The organism is Pedobacter steynii (assembly GCF_900103665.1).
In the GTDB taxonomy this organism is placed as follows: Bacteria; Bacteroidota; Bacteroidia; order Sphingobacteriales; family Sphingobacteriaceae; genus Pedobacter; species Pedobacter steynii.
Genome location: NZ_FNGY01000013.1, coordinates 74603 through 88973, shown reverse-complemented (window position 1 = coordinate 88973; position 14371 = coordinate 74603). Strand labels below are relative to the sequence as shown.

The 14371-nt window shown below is 39.7% G+C and carries 12 protein-coding genes; 1 reads left to right on the top strand and 11 read right to left on the bottom strand.

Annotation, left to right across the window (positions count from 1 at the left end; genetic code table 11):
• Positions 1–62: 62 nt before the first annotated feature.
• From BLQ87_RS28435 to BLQ87_RS28415, 5 genes are all read right to left on the bottom strand, one after another.
• On the bottom strand, positions 63–1226 hold the full coding sequence (locus BLQ87_RS28435; protein WP_074612291.1) for an RsmB/NOP family class I SAM-dependent RNA methyltransferase: 1164 nt from the start codon (positions 1224–1226) through the stop codon (positions 63–65).
• Positions 1223–2452: an ABC transporter substrate-binding protein gene (locus BLQ87_RS28430; RefSeq protein WP_074612290.1), complete on the bottom strand. Its 1230-nt coding sequence runs from the start codon at positions 2450–2452 to the stop codon at positions 1223–1225. The genes BLQ87_RS28435 and BLQ87_RS28430 overlap by 4 nt, the downstream gene beginning before the upstream one ends.
• A complete protein-coding gene (guaA, locus tag BLQ87_RS28425) occupies positions 2409–3938 on the bottom strand; it encodes a glutamine-hydrolyzing GMP synthase (RefSeq protein WP_074612289.1) in 1530 nt (509 codons plus the stop codon). Before guaA ends, BLQ87_RS28430 begins: the two co-directional genes overlap by 44 nt.
• Before the next feature lie 43 nt (positions 3939–3981).
• On the bottom strand, positions 3982–4446 hold the full coding sequence (locus BLQ87_RS28420; protein WP_074612288.1) for a deoxycytidylate deaminase: 465 nt from the start codon (positions 4444–4446) through the stop codon (positions 3982–3984).
• Positions 4447–4511: 65 nt separating this feature from the next.
• Positions 4512–5942: an MFS transporter gene (locus BLQ87_RS28415; RefSeq protein WP_074612287.1), complete on the bottom strand. Its 1431-nt coding sequence runs from the start codon at positions 5940–5942 to the stop codon at positions 4512–4514.
• Between the two features lie 250 nt (positions 5943–6192).
• Between BLQ87_RS28415 and BLQ87_RS28410 the strand changes: the two genes are divergently transcribed.
• Complete coding sequence (locus tag BLQ87_RS28410) at positions 6193–6819, top strand: LysE family translocator (protein WP_074612286.1); 627 nt, start codon at positions 6193–6195, stop codon at positions 6817–6819.
• A 77-nt stretch (positions 6820–6896) separates the two neighbouring features.
• Here BLQ87_RS28410 and BLQ87_RS28405 read toward each other — a convergent pair whose 3' ends face one another.
• The 6 genes from BLQ87_RS28405 to bamA all read right to left on the bottom strand — a co-directional run bounded on the left by BLQ87_RS28405 (position 6897) and on the right by bamA (position 14338).
• A complete protein-coding gene (locus tag BLQ87_RS28405) occupies positions 6897–8798 on the bottom strand; it encodes an amidophosphoribosyltransferase (protein ID WP_074612285.1) in 1902 nt (633 codons plus the stop codon).
• Positions 8799–9017: 219 nt separating this feature from the next.
• On the bottom strand, positions 9018–9560 hold the full coding sequence (locus BLQ87_RS28400) for a GIN domain-containing protein (protein WP_074612284.1): 543 nt from the start codon (positions 9558–9560) through the stop codon (positions 9018–9020).
• A 194-nt stretch (positions 9561–9754) separates the two neighbouring features.
• On the bottom strand, positions 9755–10585 hold the full coding sequence (gene murI / locus BLQ87_RS28395) for a glutamate racemase (protein ID WP_074612283.1): 831 nt from the start codon (positions 10583–10585) through the stop codon (positions 9755–9757).
• Positions 10586–10648: 63 nt separating this feature from the next.
• Entirely contained in the window at positions 10649–11203 is a 555-nt protein-coding gene (locus BLQ87_RS28390) for an OmpH/Skp family outer membrane protein (RefSeq protein ID WP_074612282.1), read from the bottom strand.
• A gap of 41 nt (positions 11204–11244) precedes the next feature.
• Entirely contained in the window at positions 11245–11775 is a 531-nt protein-coding gene (locus BLQ87_RS28385) for an OmpH/Skp family outer membrane protein (protein WP_074612281.1), read from the bottom strand.
• 13 nt (positions 11776–11788) lie between these two features.
• The gene (bamA, locus tag BLQ87_RS28380) at positions 11789–14338 is read right to left on the bottom strand and encodes an outer membrane protein assembly factor BamA (protein WP_074612280.1); all 2550 of its coding nucleotides are present in this window, start codon (positions 14336–14338) and stop codon (positions 11789–11791) included.
• Positions 14339–14371 lie beyond the last annotated feature (33 nt).

The window sequence follows — 14371 nt, the reverse complement described above, 5'->3', positions numbered from 1 at the left end:
TTTTTTGAAGCCCTAAGGCATGCAAAGGAAAAGATCAGGCATTGGTTTAGTACGCAAAAGCACTAAACCTTTATCAAACGGGCTACAAACATAGTATCTGCTTTGTCTTGATAGCCTTTGATTACTTCCATTTTTTCCAGTTTCAGCGAAAGGTTTTCTTCCAGATAGCCGACTACCTCCTCATTCTCCTGCTTAAAAACAGAACAGGTGATGTAGATGAGCGGTTTACCCGGCTTCAGGTATTTCACAACATTCGTTGCAATGGCCTTTTGCAACCTGGTATAATGGCTGATTTTATGTTCATCGAAGAAATACAACATTTCTGGTGTACGTCCCCAGGTTCCTGAACCAGAGCAAGGCGCATCCAGAATAATCCCATCAAATTCATAATGATGTAAATCCGGATCGTTGTTTTGCAACAGGTCCAGTACTTTCTTTTGATACTTTTTAATTCCCGCTTCGTGAAAACGATCATCGAGGTTGTTTAAGCTGTTTTCTCTGACATCGCTCACCAATAACTGAACGCTAGGCTCAAGATCGTGTAGAAGCAGGGATTTACCGCCTGAGGCAGCACAGCAATCCCACCAGTAATCCCAGGTTTTGGGTTCAAAGAACATTCCTGTCTTTTGAGAAGAAAGGTCCTGCACCTGATAGAACTTCTGGTTGGGGAATACATTTTCCAGCTTTGTGCCATTCGGCAGGACCAGTGTAGTTTCACTCAGCTCCTGAACGGGCACTTCATGTTCTTTCAAGGCTTCCAGAAGTGGTTTTAAATGACCAGTAGTAATTCTTAAAAACAAGTCTGGTTGTGTAAAGAAGGATACAAAGAAATCTTCCTTCTCTACTGCTGCTGAAAGGTTTTGATGAAAAGAAAAGACATCCGCCAATTTAAAATCAGCAAATGCCTGTTGTACCAATTCCAGTTTCGTTTTTACCGGCTGTTCCATCTGTGCTGCTAAAGCAGGCAAATGGGTTTCTACCACAAGGCTAGGCGTCGTATTACATAAGAAATCGGCTACCGCAAGGCGAACAACCTGCTGCTCCTTAATCAGGGCTTTTCCCAGCCTAAAAAAGCTATAGATATAGCGACTGGACCACCTTCTGTCTGAAGAGCCCATTTTTTTATTCTGCTTGAAATAGATAAACAAAAAACGATGCAAAGGCAATAAGCCATCATAGTTTTTAAAGATCTGTTCAAATGCCCTGATTTGGTGTTCTATTCTCATTCTATAACGTTTAGCGCAAAATTCTTATATCGTAAAAGCATTAAACTGGTATTGATATAGCCCAGTTTCTCATTATGATAGAACGTGAAGGAATTATGCAACCCCTTATATCTTTCTTTCGTCAGATATTTCAGGTAATTAGCTCCATGTTCTGCAAACAATTTACCAAAATAGAAACCAATATCAAAGCCTTTAAAAGAATATTCACCGGGTTCAAAATTGAATTTAGTCCGGTATTTCTTAATAAAGGTGATCGTTTCCCCATTTTGGTAATCGACTTTGTAAGAAGAAGTAATGCTGGTATTTAAAGCCTGAAGCCTGTCGATATTATAATTTTGTTTTACCCAGTCCGGATGACCAAACAGGTTTACATTAAATCCTTTGTTTTTGACCTTTACCAGCCTATCCAGCGTAGGCACCACGAACTTACGGTCGGAAGAAGTCACAATCACCACGTATTGTTTATTCTTCGCCATTTTAGTTTCGAAACTGAATACTGAAGGATATTCCTGCATCAGATAGACCTTTTTATTATAATGGAAATACTGACGCAAGGGCGCAGCCATAATTTCATCGCTGGCCGTCTTTGGATTGATGAGCACAATCACTGTATTGTCCGGATTATAATTTTTAGTGATATAATTTCCAATCTTCTCTGCATGCAAATCAATATTATTGACGATAGAGATCAGATTAGGATTGGAAAACTCTTCAGGATGTGAGGCAGCCAAAGGAGATACCACAGGAATATTTTTAGCAATAGAATATGCGGTGATATACTTTACTCCTTGTGGAAATACCGGGCCAATAATTAGGTTACTGGATAGCAAACCACCATTATTGATCAACCCTTCCAATTGAGTGTTGTTATCACGGGTATCGTAAACGTTTACTTTAAAGTTCAGACCTAAAGATGCTGCAGAGTCTATCCCGAGCTTAAAGCCCTGATAAAAATCGATGGCCATAGCAGATTTCTCTACTTCGGCTTTGGTCGCTGTCTTTAACTTAATTTCGTTTAAACGAAAAGGGATAAGCAGGGAAATATTGGCTTCGCTAAAGCGTTCTACCGGTTTTTCTACTTCTTTTTCTTTGGTGGGAGTATCAGGTTTTTTATCTGTATTGGGCCGTGTTTTCGGCGAACATGCCGAAAACAACAAGCCAATACAAAGGATCAGCCAATATTTATTCCCACTCAATTGTAGCTGGGGGTTTTGAGCTGATATCATATACAACGCGGTTTATTCCTTTTACTTTGTTAATAATTTCATTAGAAATTTTGGCGAGTACATTGTACGGTAAATGACACCAATCTGCGGTCATTCCATCTACAGATTCTACTGCACGAAGGCAAATGGCATTCTCGTAAGTACGCTCATCACCCATTACTCCTACGGATTGTACCGGAAGGAAGATGGCGCCTGCCTGCCATACTTTATCGTATAAACCTGCTTCTTTTAAATTGTTAATATAAATGGCATCCGCTTCCTGTAAGATCGCTACTTTCTCCGGAGTCACTTCGCCAAGGATCCTGATTGCTAAACCTGGTCCCGGGAAAGGGTGACGACCGATAATGAAATGCTCTAATCCTAATGAAGTACCTACCCTTCTCACTTCGTCTTTAAACAAAGTATTCAGTGGTTCTACTACCTGCAGCTTCATGAAGTCGGGTAAGCCACCTACGTTATGATGAGATTTGATGGTTGCTGATGGACCGTTTACAGAGATAGACTCAATTACATCAGGATAAATTGTTCCTTGTGCAAGCCATTTTACATCTTGTACCTGGTGTGCTTCATCGTCAAAAACTTCGATAAATACACGACCGATCGCCTTACGTTTCAATTCAGGATCCGTAACACCGGCAAGCTGGCTCAGGAAACGTTCTTTAGCATCCACTCCCTTGATGTTTAAACCAAGGTGTTTATATTGTTCTAATACGCCTTCATATTCATCTTTACGAAGCAAACCGTTGTCAACAAAAATACAATGAAGGTTCTTGCCGATTGCTTTATGTAAAAGGATGGCAGCAACACTGGAGTCTACTCCTCCTGAAAGCGCCAGAACAACTTTATCATTACCTAATTTTGCTTGTAAATCTGCAATTGTAGTCTCTACAAAAGCCTCTGAAGTCCATTCCTGGCTACATCCGCAGATGTCTACGAGGAAGTTTTCTAAAAGCTGCTTTCCATCGGTACTATGGGTCACCTCAGGGTGGAACTGAATGGCATAAGTTTCGGTATCTTTGATCTGATAAGCCGCAACTTTTACGCTGTCTGTACTTGCAATCAGTTCAAAATTTTCAGGGATTTTAGTGATAGTATCTCCATGAGACATCCATACCTGAGAATCCAGGTTGATATTTTTAAATAATTTATTTCCGCTAGCAACGAAATTCAGGTTAGCCCTGCCGTATTCACGTGTCGAAGAGGCCTGAACTTCACCTCCTAATTGTTGAGCCATATATTGCGCACCATAACAAACTCCCAAAACCGGAAATTTAAGGTGGAATTTGGTTAAGTCTATCTGAGGAGCATCTTCCTGACGAACTGAATATGGACTTCCTGAAAAGATGATACCTTTAACATCAGGTGAGATCTCAGGAATGTTGTTGAATGGATGAATTTCGCAATACACATTTAATTCGCGTACCCTGCGGGCAATTAGCTGTGTGTATTGGGAACCAAAATCGAGAATAATGATTTTTTCTAGCATGGCCAAAGTTAAGAAAACTTAGCTGCTGCTACAAGACAGATTATCAATTAACCTCGATTTGATACTTATTCACTTCTACACCGAACCTGCGCAGAAAATCAACACCTTCATCACTCGGTAATCCTTTGTATTCCGCATAAGAATCCATGTACAACACTTTCTTTATTCCGGACGACAAGATCAGCCTTGCACAGGCAATACAAGGGGAAAGCGTGGTGTATAAAGTCGAGCCTTCAATCTTAGATCCGTTTTTTGAGGCATATAATATGGCATTTTCTTCTGCATGTAAAGCAAGGGAGCAGCTTCCTCTGGAATCTCTTTCGCAACCTGTCTCCGGCCATTCTTCATCACAATTGTGTGTTCCCGGTGGCGGTCCGTTATAACCGATGGAAATAATCCTGGTATCTTTTGTCAGCACCGCCCCTACCTGTGCCCTTACGCAATGCGAACGTGCGGCCAGATCAGCGGCCAGGTGCATGTAAATATGATCAAAACTTTTCTTACTCATTATCGATATAAATTAAAAGGCTTCTCATTAAATAAATGAGAAGCCTTTTTTATTTTCTAATAGGATTAATGGCCTCCTGAAATCTTCTTATCAAAAGAGATGCCCTGTGCCCTAAGAATTCCACTCACTTTCCAGGCATAAAATACCAGGTAGGCAAAACAAAGAATTCCGATGATATAACTGTTTTGAATGCCAATAAATTCTGACACATATCCCTGAACCCAGCTCATGATACCGCCACCCATAATCATCATGATTAAGAAGCTGCTACCCTGACTGGTATTCTTACCCAGTCCGCTCACGGCCAGGGTAAAGATACAAGGCCATAATGTACTGCAGAATAAACCAACACTGGTGATGGCATAAACGCTGACCATACCTGTGGTAAACATACCGATCAATAAAGCAACGATACCAATAGTGGCAAAGATCAACAACATACGTGCAGGATTTCCTTTACTCAGCATATCCGCAACGATTAATACAAGAATAATCCAGCCATATACATAAAAAGGAGCTAAATCATGTTTTGCAATCGCATTTACGCCTAAGAAAATACCAAAAGCCAAATAAGGGGCAACAAATCTCAGAATTTTCTGAACCTGTACATTATCAGTAAAAGCTTCTACTGCACCTGTCCAGCGACCAATCATCATACTTGCCCAATATAGAGAAATGTATGGGGCTACATCTTTCAACGCAAAACCCAATTCTTTTTCCATATAAGCAGGTAAGTTACTTGCAGTAGACACCTCAACACCCACGTAAACGAAGATGGCAATCATACCCAACACCAACTGAGGGTATTTAAGTGCAGAACTTCTGGAAGCTCCGGCATCATCTGCAGATTCCTCTACCAGGGCAGGTCTGTCTGGAAGTGGGGATAATTTTAAGAAGATCGCCACTGCAAGGAAAGCTACACCCAGGATCAGATAAGGTATTTTAACACTTTCAATACTGATGTCACTGCTACCTGCAGATCCAAAAATTGCAAAACTTACAATTAGCGGTCCGATGGTCGTTCCAAAGTTATTGATCCCGCCAGCAAGCGTTAAACGCTGAGAGCCGGTTTTAATAGGACCTAATGCGATGGCCAGGGGATTTGCGACCGTTTGCTGTAAGGAAAATCCCAATGCAACAATAAATAAACCAGACAACATTAATGGAAAGGAACCATAATTTGCTGCGGGATAAAACAATAAGGTTCCAACTGCAGAAATACATAAGCCCAATGCAAGGCCGTTTTTGTATCCGATTTTATTGACAAGGTCTTTTTTGATTAAAATAGAGACCCCCATATAGATCAATGAACCCACGGTATAAGCGATATAAAAAGCTAAGGATACCCATTGACTTTGACTTTGTGTTAAATGAAAAGCTTTTTGAAATACAGGAATCAGGATATCATTACTCGCCGCCACAAAGCCCCAAAAAAAGAACACGGTAACTAAAGGAATGAACTGTCCCCACTTGGTTTGAGAATTTTCTGCAGTCATATTTATAATTGGTTTATACTGGGGTTAAACATAAATAAAAAAAACTGTTTTGTAAAGTGTATAATTTACACAATGATGTTCCGTCATTTTCAAATTGGTATGGTCATCACAGACACAAATTTGAGAATCAGCGATAAACAAAATTAAAGCTGGCCTTGTAATTGAAGTAACCTGTAAAATAAACTAATTATAATAGGGTCGATTTTATTCATAAAATCGCATATTAGCGTAATTTTATATGTTTAGGTGAATGTTTGAAGCAATATTACAAGGAATAGGTGCAGGTATTTTATTCTCCTTTTTAACGGGACCTGTTTTCTTTTCCATGATAAAAACCAGCATTGAGAAAGGTTTTAAAGCGGGATTTTCGCTAGCTGTGGGGGTGATTTTTAGTGACATCATATTTATTACGCTCACCATCTTCAGTGCTCAGTTTGTAGATTATAAATCGGAGTATTTTCAATATATAGGTATCGTTGGAGGCCTCTTTTTATTTGGGATAGGCTTGTATTACCTGTTCAATAAGGTAAAAGTGAGCTATGACATCTCCGAGATCGCCAAAGTCAGGAAGCGCGGCTATATTTTAAAGGGTTTTCTAATGTGTCTCTTATCCCCTACCACGCTGATGTTTTGGATCATGGTTGGAGGCATTATATCGGTGCAGCTTCATTATACGATGGCAGAAAAGATTGTCTTTTTCATCATTGCCATGGCCACTCAGCTTTCCGTAGATGGGATCAAGACTTATTATGCGGCCAAGTTAAGGTATAGGATCAAAGAGAAGACCATTCAGAACCTGAACAGGATCGCCGGTGCGGTGATCATCATCTTTGCGATCCGGTTATTTGTAGAAGTCATCCTGAAGCATTACAAATAATCATAAAAACATCTAAACAAAAAAATCCCCGCTACAGTTAAACTATAGCGGGGATTATATTTTATGAGCTGCTTATTCTAGTAAGCCCTCTGGTTGCTTCCTTCTTTCCAGTTTACAAAAGCTTTGATCACAACTTTGTTTCCTCCTGGAGTTGGGTAGTTTCCTGAGAAATACCAATCGCCGGTATGATCCGGACAAGCCACATGTAAGTTATCTAATGTCTGGTAGATCACCTCTACTTCTGCGTTAATGTTTGCAGGAGTAATAATTTTGGTAATCTGAGCAGAGATTTCTTCCTGAGTAAAAGGTCTGTAAATGTCCTTCACGTGATTTACAATCTCTTCTTTAGGTAACAACAGGGAAGCTTTACATTTCTGGTAAACTTCTTCAATGATGTGTTCCATTCCACGTTCCTTTAACAATTGGATGGCCGCTTCGAAAGCAACAAACTGTCCCATTTTAGACATATCAATACCATAGCAATCCGGGTAACGAATCTGAGGAGCAGAAGAAACAATAATGATCTTTTTAGGGTGTAACCTGTCAATGATCTTAATGATACTTTGCTTTAAAGTTGTTCCCCTTACAATAGAATCATCTATTGCCACCAAGGTATCTGTATTGTTCTTGATGATGCCGTAAGTAGTGTCATAAACATGCGCTACCATATCCTGCCTGTCGGCATCCTGGGTAATGAATGTTCTTAATTTCACATCTTTAATCGCCAGTTTTTCAACCCTTGGGTTCATAGAAAGCAATTCATCCAGCTCCTGATCGTTCAGTTGTTCTTTACGGTTCAGTAAGGTATCTTTTTGCACCCCTCTGATATAACTGTGCAATCCTTCTACCATTCCGTAGAAAGATACTTCAGCTGTATTCGGGATAAAAGAGAATACCGTATTTTTAAGGTCTGCGCTTACTGCTTTCAGGATCTGATCGCACAACAAGGCACCTAATTGTTTTCTTTCTTTATAAATATCAGCATCACTTCCTCTGGAGAAGTAAATGCGTTCAAATGAGCAAGCTCTTTTTTCCTGAGGATCTCTGAATACTTCCTGAGTAACTTTACCGCTTTTCTTAACGATTAAAGCATGCCCTGGTTCGATTTCTTTCACATCTTTGAATGGAATGTTGAAAGCAGTCTGAATCGCTGGTCTTTCTGAAGCAGCAACTACGATTTCATCATCAGCATAGTAAAATGCAGGACGTATTCCTGAAGGATCACGAAGTACAAAAGCATCACCATTACCAACGATTCCGGAGATCGCATATCCGCCATCCCAGTTTTTAGCAGAGCGACGCAAAATTTTAGCGATGTCTAAACCTTCAGAGATTTTATGGGTAATTTCTACATTATCCAGTCCTTCTTTCTTGTAAGCATCAAAAAGCTCCTGATTTTCATCGTCAAGGAAATGACCAATCTTTTCCAGGACAGTAACAGTATCCGCTTTTTCTTTTGGATGTTGTCCAAGCTCATATAATTGCTCCAATAGCTCTTCTACATTCGTCATGTTGAAGTTACCTGCGATCACAAGGTTACGGGTCATCCAGTTGTTCTGGCGCAAAAATGGATGGCAGTTTTCAATGCTGTTCTGACCATGGGTACCATATCTAAGGTGACCTAGTAAAACTTCCCCGATAAAACTAACATTGTTCTTTAACCATTCGGCATCCTGCATTAATTCAGGTGTTTCATTCTGGATGTCTACAAATTTACTTTGTACATATCCAAAAATATCTGCAACTGCATTTTGTGCCATAGACCGGTACCTGCTGATGTAGCGGTGTCCTGGTTTAACATCAAGTTTAATGGTGGCAATACCCGCTCCATCTTGTCCGCGGTTGTGTTGCTTTTCCATCAAAAGATAAAGCTTATTCAGTCCCCAGAGTGCTGTACCGTATTTTTCCTGGTAGTATGAGAGAGGTTTTAAAAGACGGATAAAGGCTATTCCGCATTCATGCTTGATCGAGTCGCTCATTGGTGTGTGATTTGAGCCGCAAATTTACCGTTAATAATAATTAGAACCTAGAAAGAAATGGAATCTTTCATAAAGATTATATTCAAATGTTCAAACATCATTTAAACCGTTTAGCAGTATAAAAACCGACAATTAAAGACAAAAAAAACCGCACATCTGGATGAGCGGTTTCCTGCAGAAAGGATTTTTGTCCCTTCCCTATGGATGACTTAGTGTCTTTTATAGTTTGGCAATCACGAAATCGGTTATGTTTAATTTAGAAACATCATTTCTAACCAGGTTATGTTCTGCTGATGAACCGCTTAATTTCAAATCTGACTGGTCTTTCATGTCGGTATAAAGGCTACCTACTTTTGCATTTACGTTTGCTTTAGCACCATCTTTTAAAAAGATCTGAAGAACGGCAAGGTCAAAGTTACCACGGGTTTTTACCTCAGCTGCATTTGAAGCATCAATTCTTTGCAGGTCTTTTACAGAGATATAGATCGTTGCAGGGCTTTGCTCAGTAGAGTTGATGTATAAAGTATATCCTTTTTGTTGAACGGTAGTATTTGCAGTTAGTTCATCATTTGTAGTGATGCTTTCTGAATGTGCCTGTACCAATACCACTTTAGCATTTCCGGTTACGACTACTTTATTGAACTTTACATTCGCAGATGCGCTTACAGGCGTAGTGTCTTTAGCGAAAGTAGTGAAGGCCGAAGAAGTTAAAACGATAGCAGTTAAAGCTGAAGCGAATAGGGTTTTGATGGCAGTTTTCATATCTTTTATATTTTAAGTTTTTAATTATTTAATTGTTGTTTTGTAGATAAGACGCCATCCTACAGGAAACGTTTCAGCGTTTTTTGGCGCATTAGACCATGCCGCAGTAACAGTCGACCAACTGCCATTGCTATTCGACCAACAGACAAAAAATAATAGAGAAAAAAAAAAGCTCCTGACAGGAGCTGGAAGTATTAAACTTGAAGATGCATTTGTTCAGATTCGATTTCCTCCCCAAAGAAGATGGAAGCATGCTGATCAAACACTTCCCGGTCGCCGGAAGTATAGAAGTTTTTTTCGCCTTCCTGCGCAATCTTTATGGCCATCTCCGGATGTTTTTTCAGATAGGCATCCAGGCTATCGGCAACAATCTCTGCCTGTCCCAATAACTGAATACCTTCGGGCAGTATTGCTTTAATCTTTGGAATCAGCAATGGATAATGGGTACAGGCTAACAGAATGCAATCAATCTCAGCATCCTTTTCCAACAGTTCTTTCAGGTACTTGTCCACGAAATAATCTGCGCCTGGATTCAGGTGTTCATTATTCTCAATCAGCGGCACCCACATCGGGCAGCTTTGCTGCAAGACCTTTAATTCAGGGAAAAACTTAGCGATCTCCATGGGGTACGACAAGGAATTTACCGTCCCCCTTGTCCCCATTACACCAATGGTTTTGCTGCTGCTAAAATCCCCTACTACTTCTGCCGTAGGCCTGATTACACCCAGCACCCGATGGTTCGGGTACTTTACCGGAAGCACCTTCTGCTGGATGCTGCGTAAAGCTTTTGCAGAAGCCGTATTACAGGCAAGGATCACCAATGGACAACCCTGTGCAAAGAGCCATTCCACACAGTCCAGCGTATACTGATAAATAGTTTCGTAAGAATGATCTCCATAGGGAGATCGGGCGTTATCGCCGAGGTAGATATAATTGTATTGAGGTAACTTTTCAGCAATAGATTTAAACACTGTTAAACCACCATAACCAGAATCAAAAACGCCAATAGACTGTCCAATATTCATTATAAAAAAAAGCGGGATTGAGTTTTATCACTCAATCCCGCAATTTAAATATTTTAATTCTAATTATTTCTTAGGAGCTGCAGTTGCAGAGATACCCAATTTAGTTTTAACAGCAGCAGTGATGTCATCACCACCATCCCAATATACTAAAGCCTGGTTTGCAGTATCAAATACATAAGCAAAACCTTTTTCTTTAGAAACTGCTTTAATTGCTGCATCAGCTTTTACCTGGATAGGATTAAACAATTCAGCATTTTTAGCTTCCATTTCCTGTTGAGCTTTCGCTCTTGCATCTTCGATACGTTTTTGAAGATCCTGCAAGTCAGCACCCATAGCTTGTAACTCTTTACCTACTGTTTCTTTGTTTGCTTCGCTCAGCGACTTTTGTTTATCTTCTGCTGCTTTCAGTTTAACCTGGTACTCAGAGATCATTTTCTCAACATCAGCTTGTTTGGTTTTTCCAAAAGCTTCCAATGTTGTTCTTGCTGCTTTAACTTCCGGCATTGCTTCGATGATCACTGCTGAATTTAAATGTGCGAATTTTTGTTGTGCATTTGCAATGTTAGCAGTAAACAATAACCCCGCTGCTACAAAAAATGCGTTAATTGACTTTCTCATTTCTATTTATCTTAATAATTGTTTTTACTTATTTGTGTGTATTATTTTAAAGTTGAGCCTGGTTTAAATCCAAGTAGCCTGATGACATCGTTGCTTACATCATAGTTGCTGCTGGCATAAATCATCATGGTTGACTCACTGCTTTTATCAAAGATGAAATCAAAAAGTTTAGCTTTTGCTACTTCGCCAATCGTCTTCGTTACTTTTTCCTGAATCGGGCTCAATAGTTTAGTGCGCGATTTGAAAAGCTCACCATCAGGACCAAAGATATTACGTTGAAAATCTTTTGCTGCTTTCTCTTTTTCGATGATATCGTTTTCTCTTCTTTTACGCATGTCTGCTGTTAACAAAACCTGATCGGCCTGATACGCTTTGTACATCTTGTCGATCTCTACAAAGTTTTGATCTACCTGTCCCTGCCATTGATTAGATAAGGCAGTCAGCTGAGTTAAGGCTGATTTGTATTCCGGAAGGTGTTTCAAGATATATTCAGTATCCACATATGCAAATTTCTGAGCAAAGGCTCCCATACATGTAAAACTCAGGAAGCATATTAAAAGATATTTTTTCATTCGTCTGTTTTTATTAGTTAAATCCACCTAACTGTTGTGCAATACTGAAAGTAAAGTTCTGCTTTCCACCATTCTCAACTCCAGGAATCTTATCAAAAGGAATCGCGTAATCAATTCCCAATAATCCAAATATCGGTAAAAATATCTTTGCACCAAAACCTGCAGACCGTCTAACGTTAAAAGGATTATATTCAGAGAACTTGTTCCAGGTATTACCACCTTCGGCAAAAGCCACAAGGAAGGCAGTAGCCGACTGACTGGCAATAACCGGGTATCTTAATTCCAACATATACTTGGTGAAAATCGGACTTCCTGATTGTTGTGCAATCCTTACATTCGAACCATTAGGAATCACCGCACTATTAGAGTAACCACGCATCGCAATTAACTCTGATCCCTGAAGGAAATCAAATCCTTGCATTCCATCACCACCTAGTTTGAAACGCTCAAATGCCGGATCTCCAACTGCTTTGTTATATGAGCCAAGGAAACCAAATTGTGCCTGTGCTTTCACGACAAACTTACCAGCTAACCTGTGGAACCATTGAGATTCAAATTTCCATTTATGGTATTCCGTGAATTTATAGAATTCTTTATCTGATGCAGTAGCATAGTTCAACTTATTCAACAAGGAATAAGGAGGTGTTGCCTGAATCGTAAACTTAAAGAAGGAACCTCCTGTAGGGAAGATTGGGGAATCTCTTGAATCCCTGCTCAACTCCTGCGCTAAACTGATGTTGTAAGAAGTACCCGTGCTAAACTTATATCCGGAATAATTGTTCAGAACATATTGCTGGAAACTTAAAGCATGGCTCAACTGGAAATAGTTATCCGGGAAGTTTAACTTTCTACCCAAACTTACCGTTACCCCATTTAAACGAATTCTTTGTTGTTGTCCACGGCTATCATTTTCTTTTAGTCCGTTAGACTGTAATGAGGTAAATGCACTCACTCCAAAACTGACCGGCTTTTTACCACCTAACCATGGCTCAGAGAAAGAGAAACTATACGACTGATAGTATTTACCGTTGGTCTGTCCACGTAAGCTCAGCTTCTGGCCGTCACCTTTTGGCAATGGTTTATAAGCACTTCCGTTAAACAGATTTTTCAAAGAGAAGTTATTGAAGGTAAGACCTAAAGTACCGATGATGTTACCACCACCAAAACCGCCTGACAATTCGATCTGATCCGAAGGTTTTTCTTCTACTGCATATTCAATATCTACGGTTCCATCTGCCGGATTTGGTTTAGGTGTAGGTACTGTTTTCGACTCATCGAAGTTACCCATCTGTCCGATCTCACGAACGGTACGGATCAATAGATCTTTAGAGAATTTATCTCCAGGTTTAGTACGGACATCACGCAATACCACTCTATCATTCGTGATGGTATTTCCTTTAACCGTAATTCTGTTATTCGTGTACTGAGGGCCTTCATAGATGCGAATTTCCACATCAACAGTATCGCCATAGATTTTAGTCTGAACCGGATCTACGTTAAAAGTTAAATAACCATCATTCAGGTATAAACTCGATACGTCATCACTGTTAGGGCTACCTCTTAATTTCTTTTCAAGTTTCTCCTCACTAAACACCTCTCCTTTTTCAATGCCAAGGATTCTTCCCAGATCTTTTCCTGCATATTTAGCATTACCTGCCCAGGTAATATTTCCCATGTAATATTTAGGTCCTTCAAACAGGTCCAGCTTAATGCCTACTGCTTTCTCACTAAACTGATATACACTGTCTTTAAGAATCACCGCATCACGGTAACCTTTATCCTGCATTTTGGCGATCAATGTTTTCTTATCTTCTTCGTATTTCTCTTTATTGAATTTACCCGAACCAAAGATTTTATAGAATGCCTGTTGCTTTGTCTTTTTCAAAAACTTACGCAGCTTCGCATCAGAAAAGGCCTGATTTCCGGTAAAGTTAATTTCATGGACTTTTACCTTACGGCCTTTGTCTACACTAACTTCGAGGATGACATGGTTTTCCTGATTGGGATCAACCTTGGTTTTATACGTTACCGCAGTAAAGAAATACCCTTTTTCCAACAGGTACTTTTTGATCGTACTTGTGGTGGTATTGTAAAGGTTATCGTTGATGATCGTCTTGGTCGCTTTCGCATTCAGCTTTTCCAGAATGTCTGTTTTCTGAGATTTACTGACCCCCTGAATATCAAAAGAGCTCAAACGCGGACGTTCCACTACTTCAATATCGAAGAAAACGGAATCGCCTTCGATTTTAACAATATCCAACTGAACGTCATCAAATAAACCTTGTTCCCAAAGGATTTTAATGGCATTGGCAGTAGCCTCACCAGGAAGCACGATACGTTCTCCTTTGATCAGTTTTGAAAGGGTAATGATCACATCTTTGTCTAAAAATTTCGCTCCTGTAAGCGTCACATCTGCGATGGTATACTCTTTGGGATTAAAATAATCCAGATCCAGGCCATTAACTTTTAATGTAGGAGTTGCAGGATTGGACTGGGGACGGATCTGTGCCATTGTTGGTAAACCAATCAATAACAACAATATGAGTTGATATATTCTTTTCATTTAAATCTAAAAATCGATGCTAAGTTAATTTAA

Coding starts and splice junctions, on each gene's coding strand:
- BLQ87_RS28435 (WP_074612291.1), bottom strand. CDS start 1,226: ATGAGAATAGAACACCAAATCAGGGCATTTGAACAGATCTTTAAAAAC.
- BLQ87_RS28430 (WP_074612290.1), bottom strand. CDS start 2,452: ATGATATCAGCTCAAAACCCCCAGCTACAATTGAGTGGGAATAAATAT.
- guaA (WP_074612289.1), bottom strand. CDS start 3,938: ATGCTAGAAAAAATCATTATTCTCGATTTTGGTTCCCAATACACACAG.
- BLQ87_RS28420 (WP_074612288.1), bottom strand. CDS start 4,446: ATGAGTAAGAAAAGTTTTGATCATATTTACATGCACCTGGCCGCTGAT.
- BLQ87_RS28415 (WP_074612287.1), bottom strand. CDS start 5,942: ATGACTGCAGAAAATTCTCAAACCAAGTGGGGACAGTTCATTCCTTTA.
- BLQ87_RS28410 (WP_074612286.1), top strand. CDS start 6,193: ATGTTTGAAGCAATATTACAAGGAATAGGTGCAGGTATTTTATTCTCC.
- BLQ87_RS28405 (WP_074612285.1), bottom strand. CDS start 8,798: ATGAGCGACTCGATCAAGCATGAATGCGGAATAGCCTTTATCCGTCTT.
- BLQ87_RS28400 (WP_074612284.1), bottom strand. CDS start 9,560: ATGAAAACTGCCATCAAAACCCTATTCGCTTCAGCTTTAACTGCTATC.
- murI (WP_074612283.1), bottom strand. CDS start 10,585: ATGAATATTGGACAGTCTATTGGCGTTTTTGATTCTGGTTATGGTGGT.
- BLQ87_RS28390 (WP_074612282.1), bottom strand. CDS start 11,203: ATGAGAAAGTCAATTAACGCATTTTTTGTAGCAGCGGGGTTATTGTTT.
- BLQ87_RS28385 (WP_074612281.1), bottom strand. CDS start 11,775: ATGAAAAAATATCTTTTAATATGCTTCCTGAGTTTTACATGTATGGGA.
- bamA (WP_074612280.1), bottom strand. CDS start 14,338: ATGAAAAGAATATATCAACTCATATTGTTGTTATTGATTGGTTTACCA.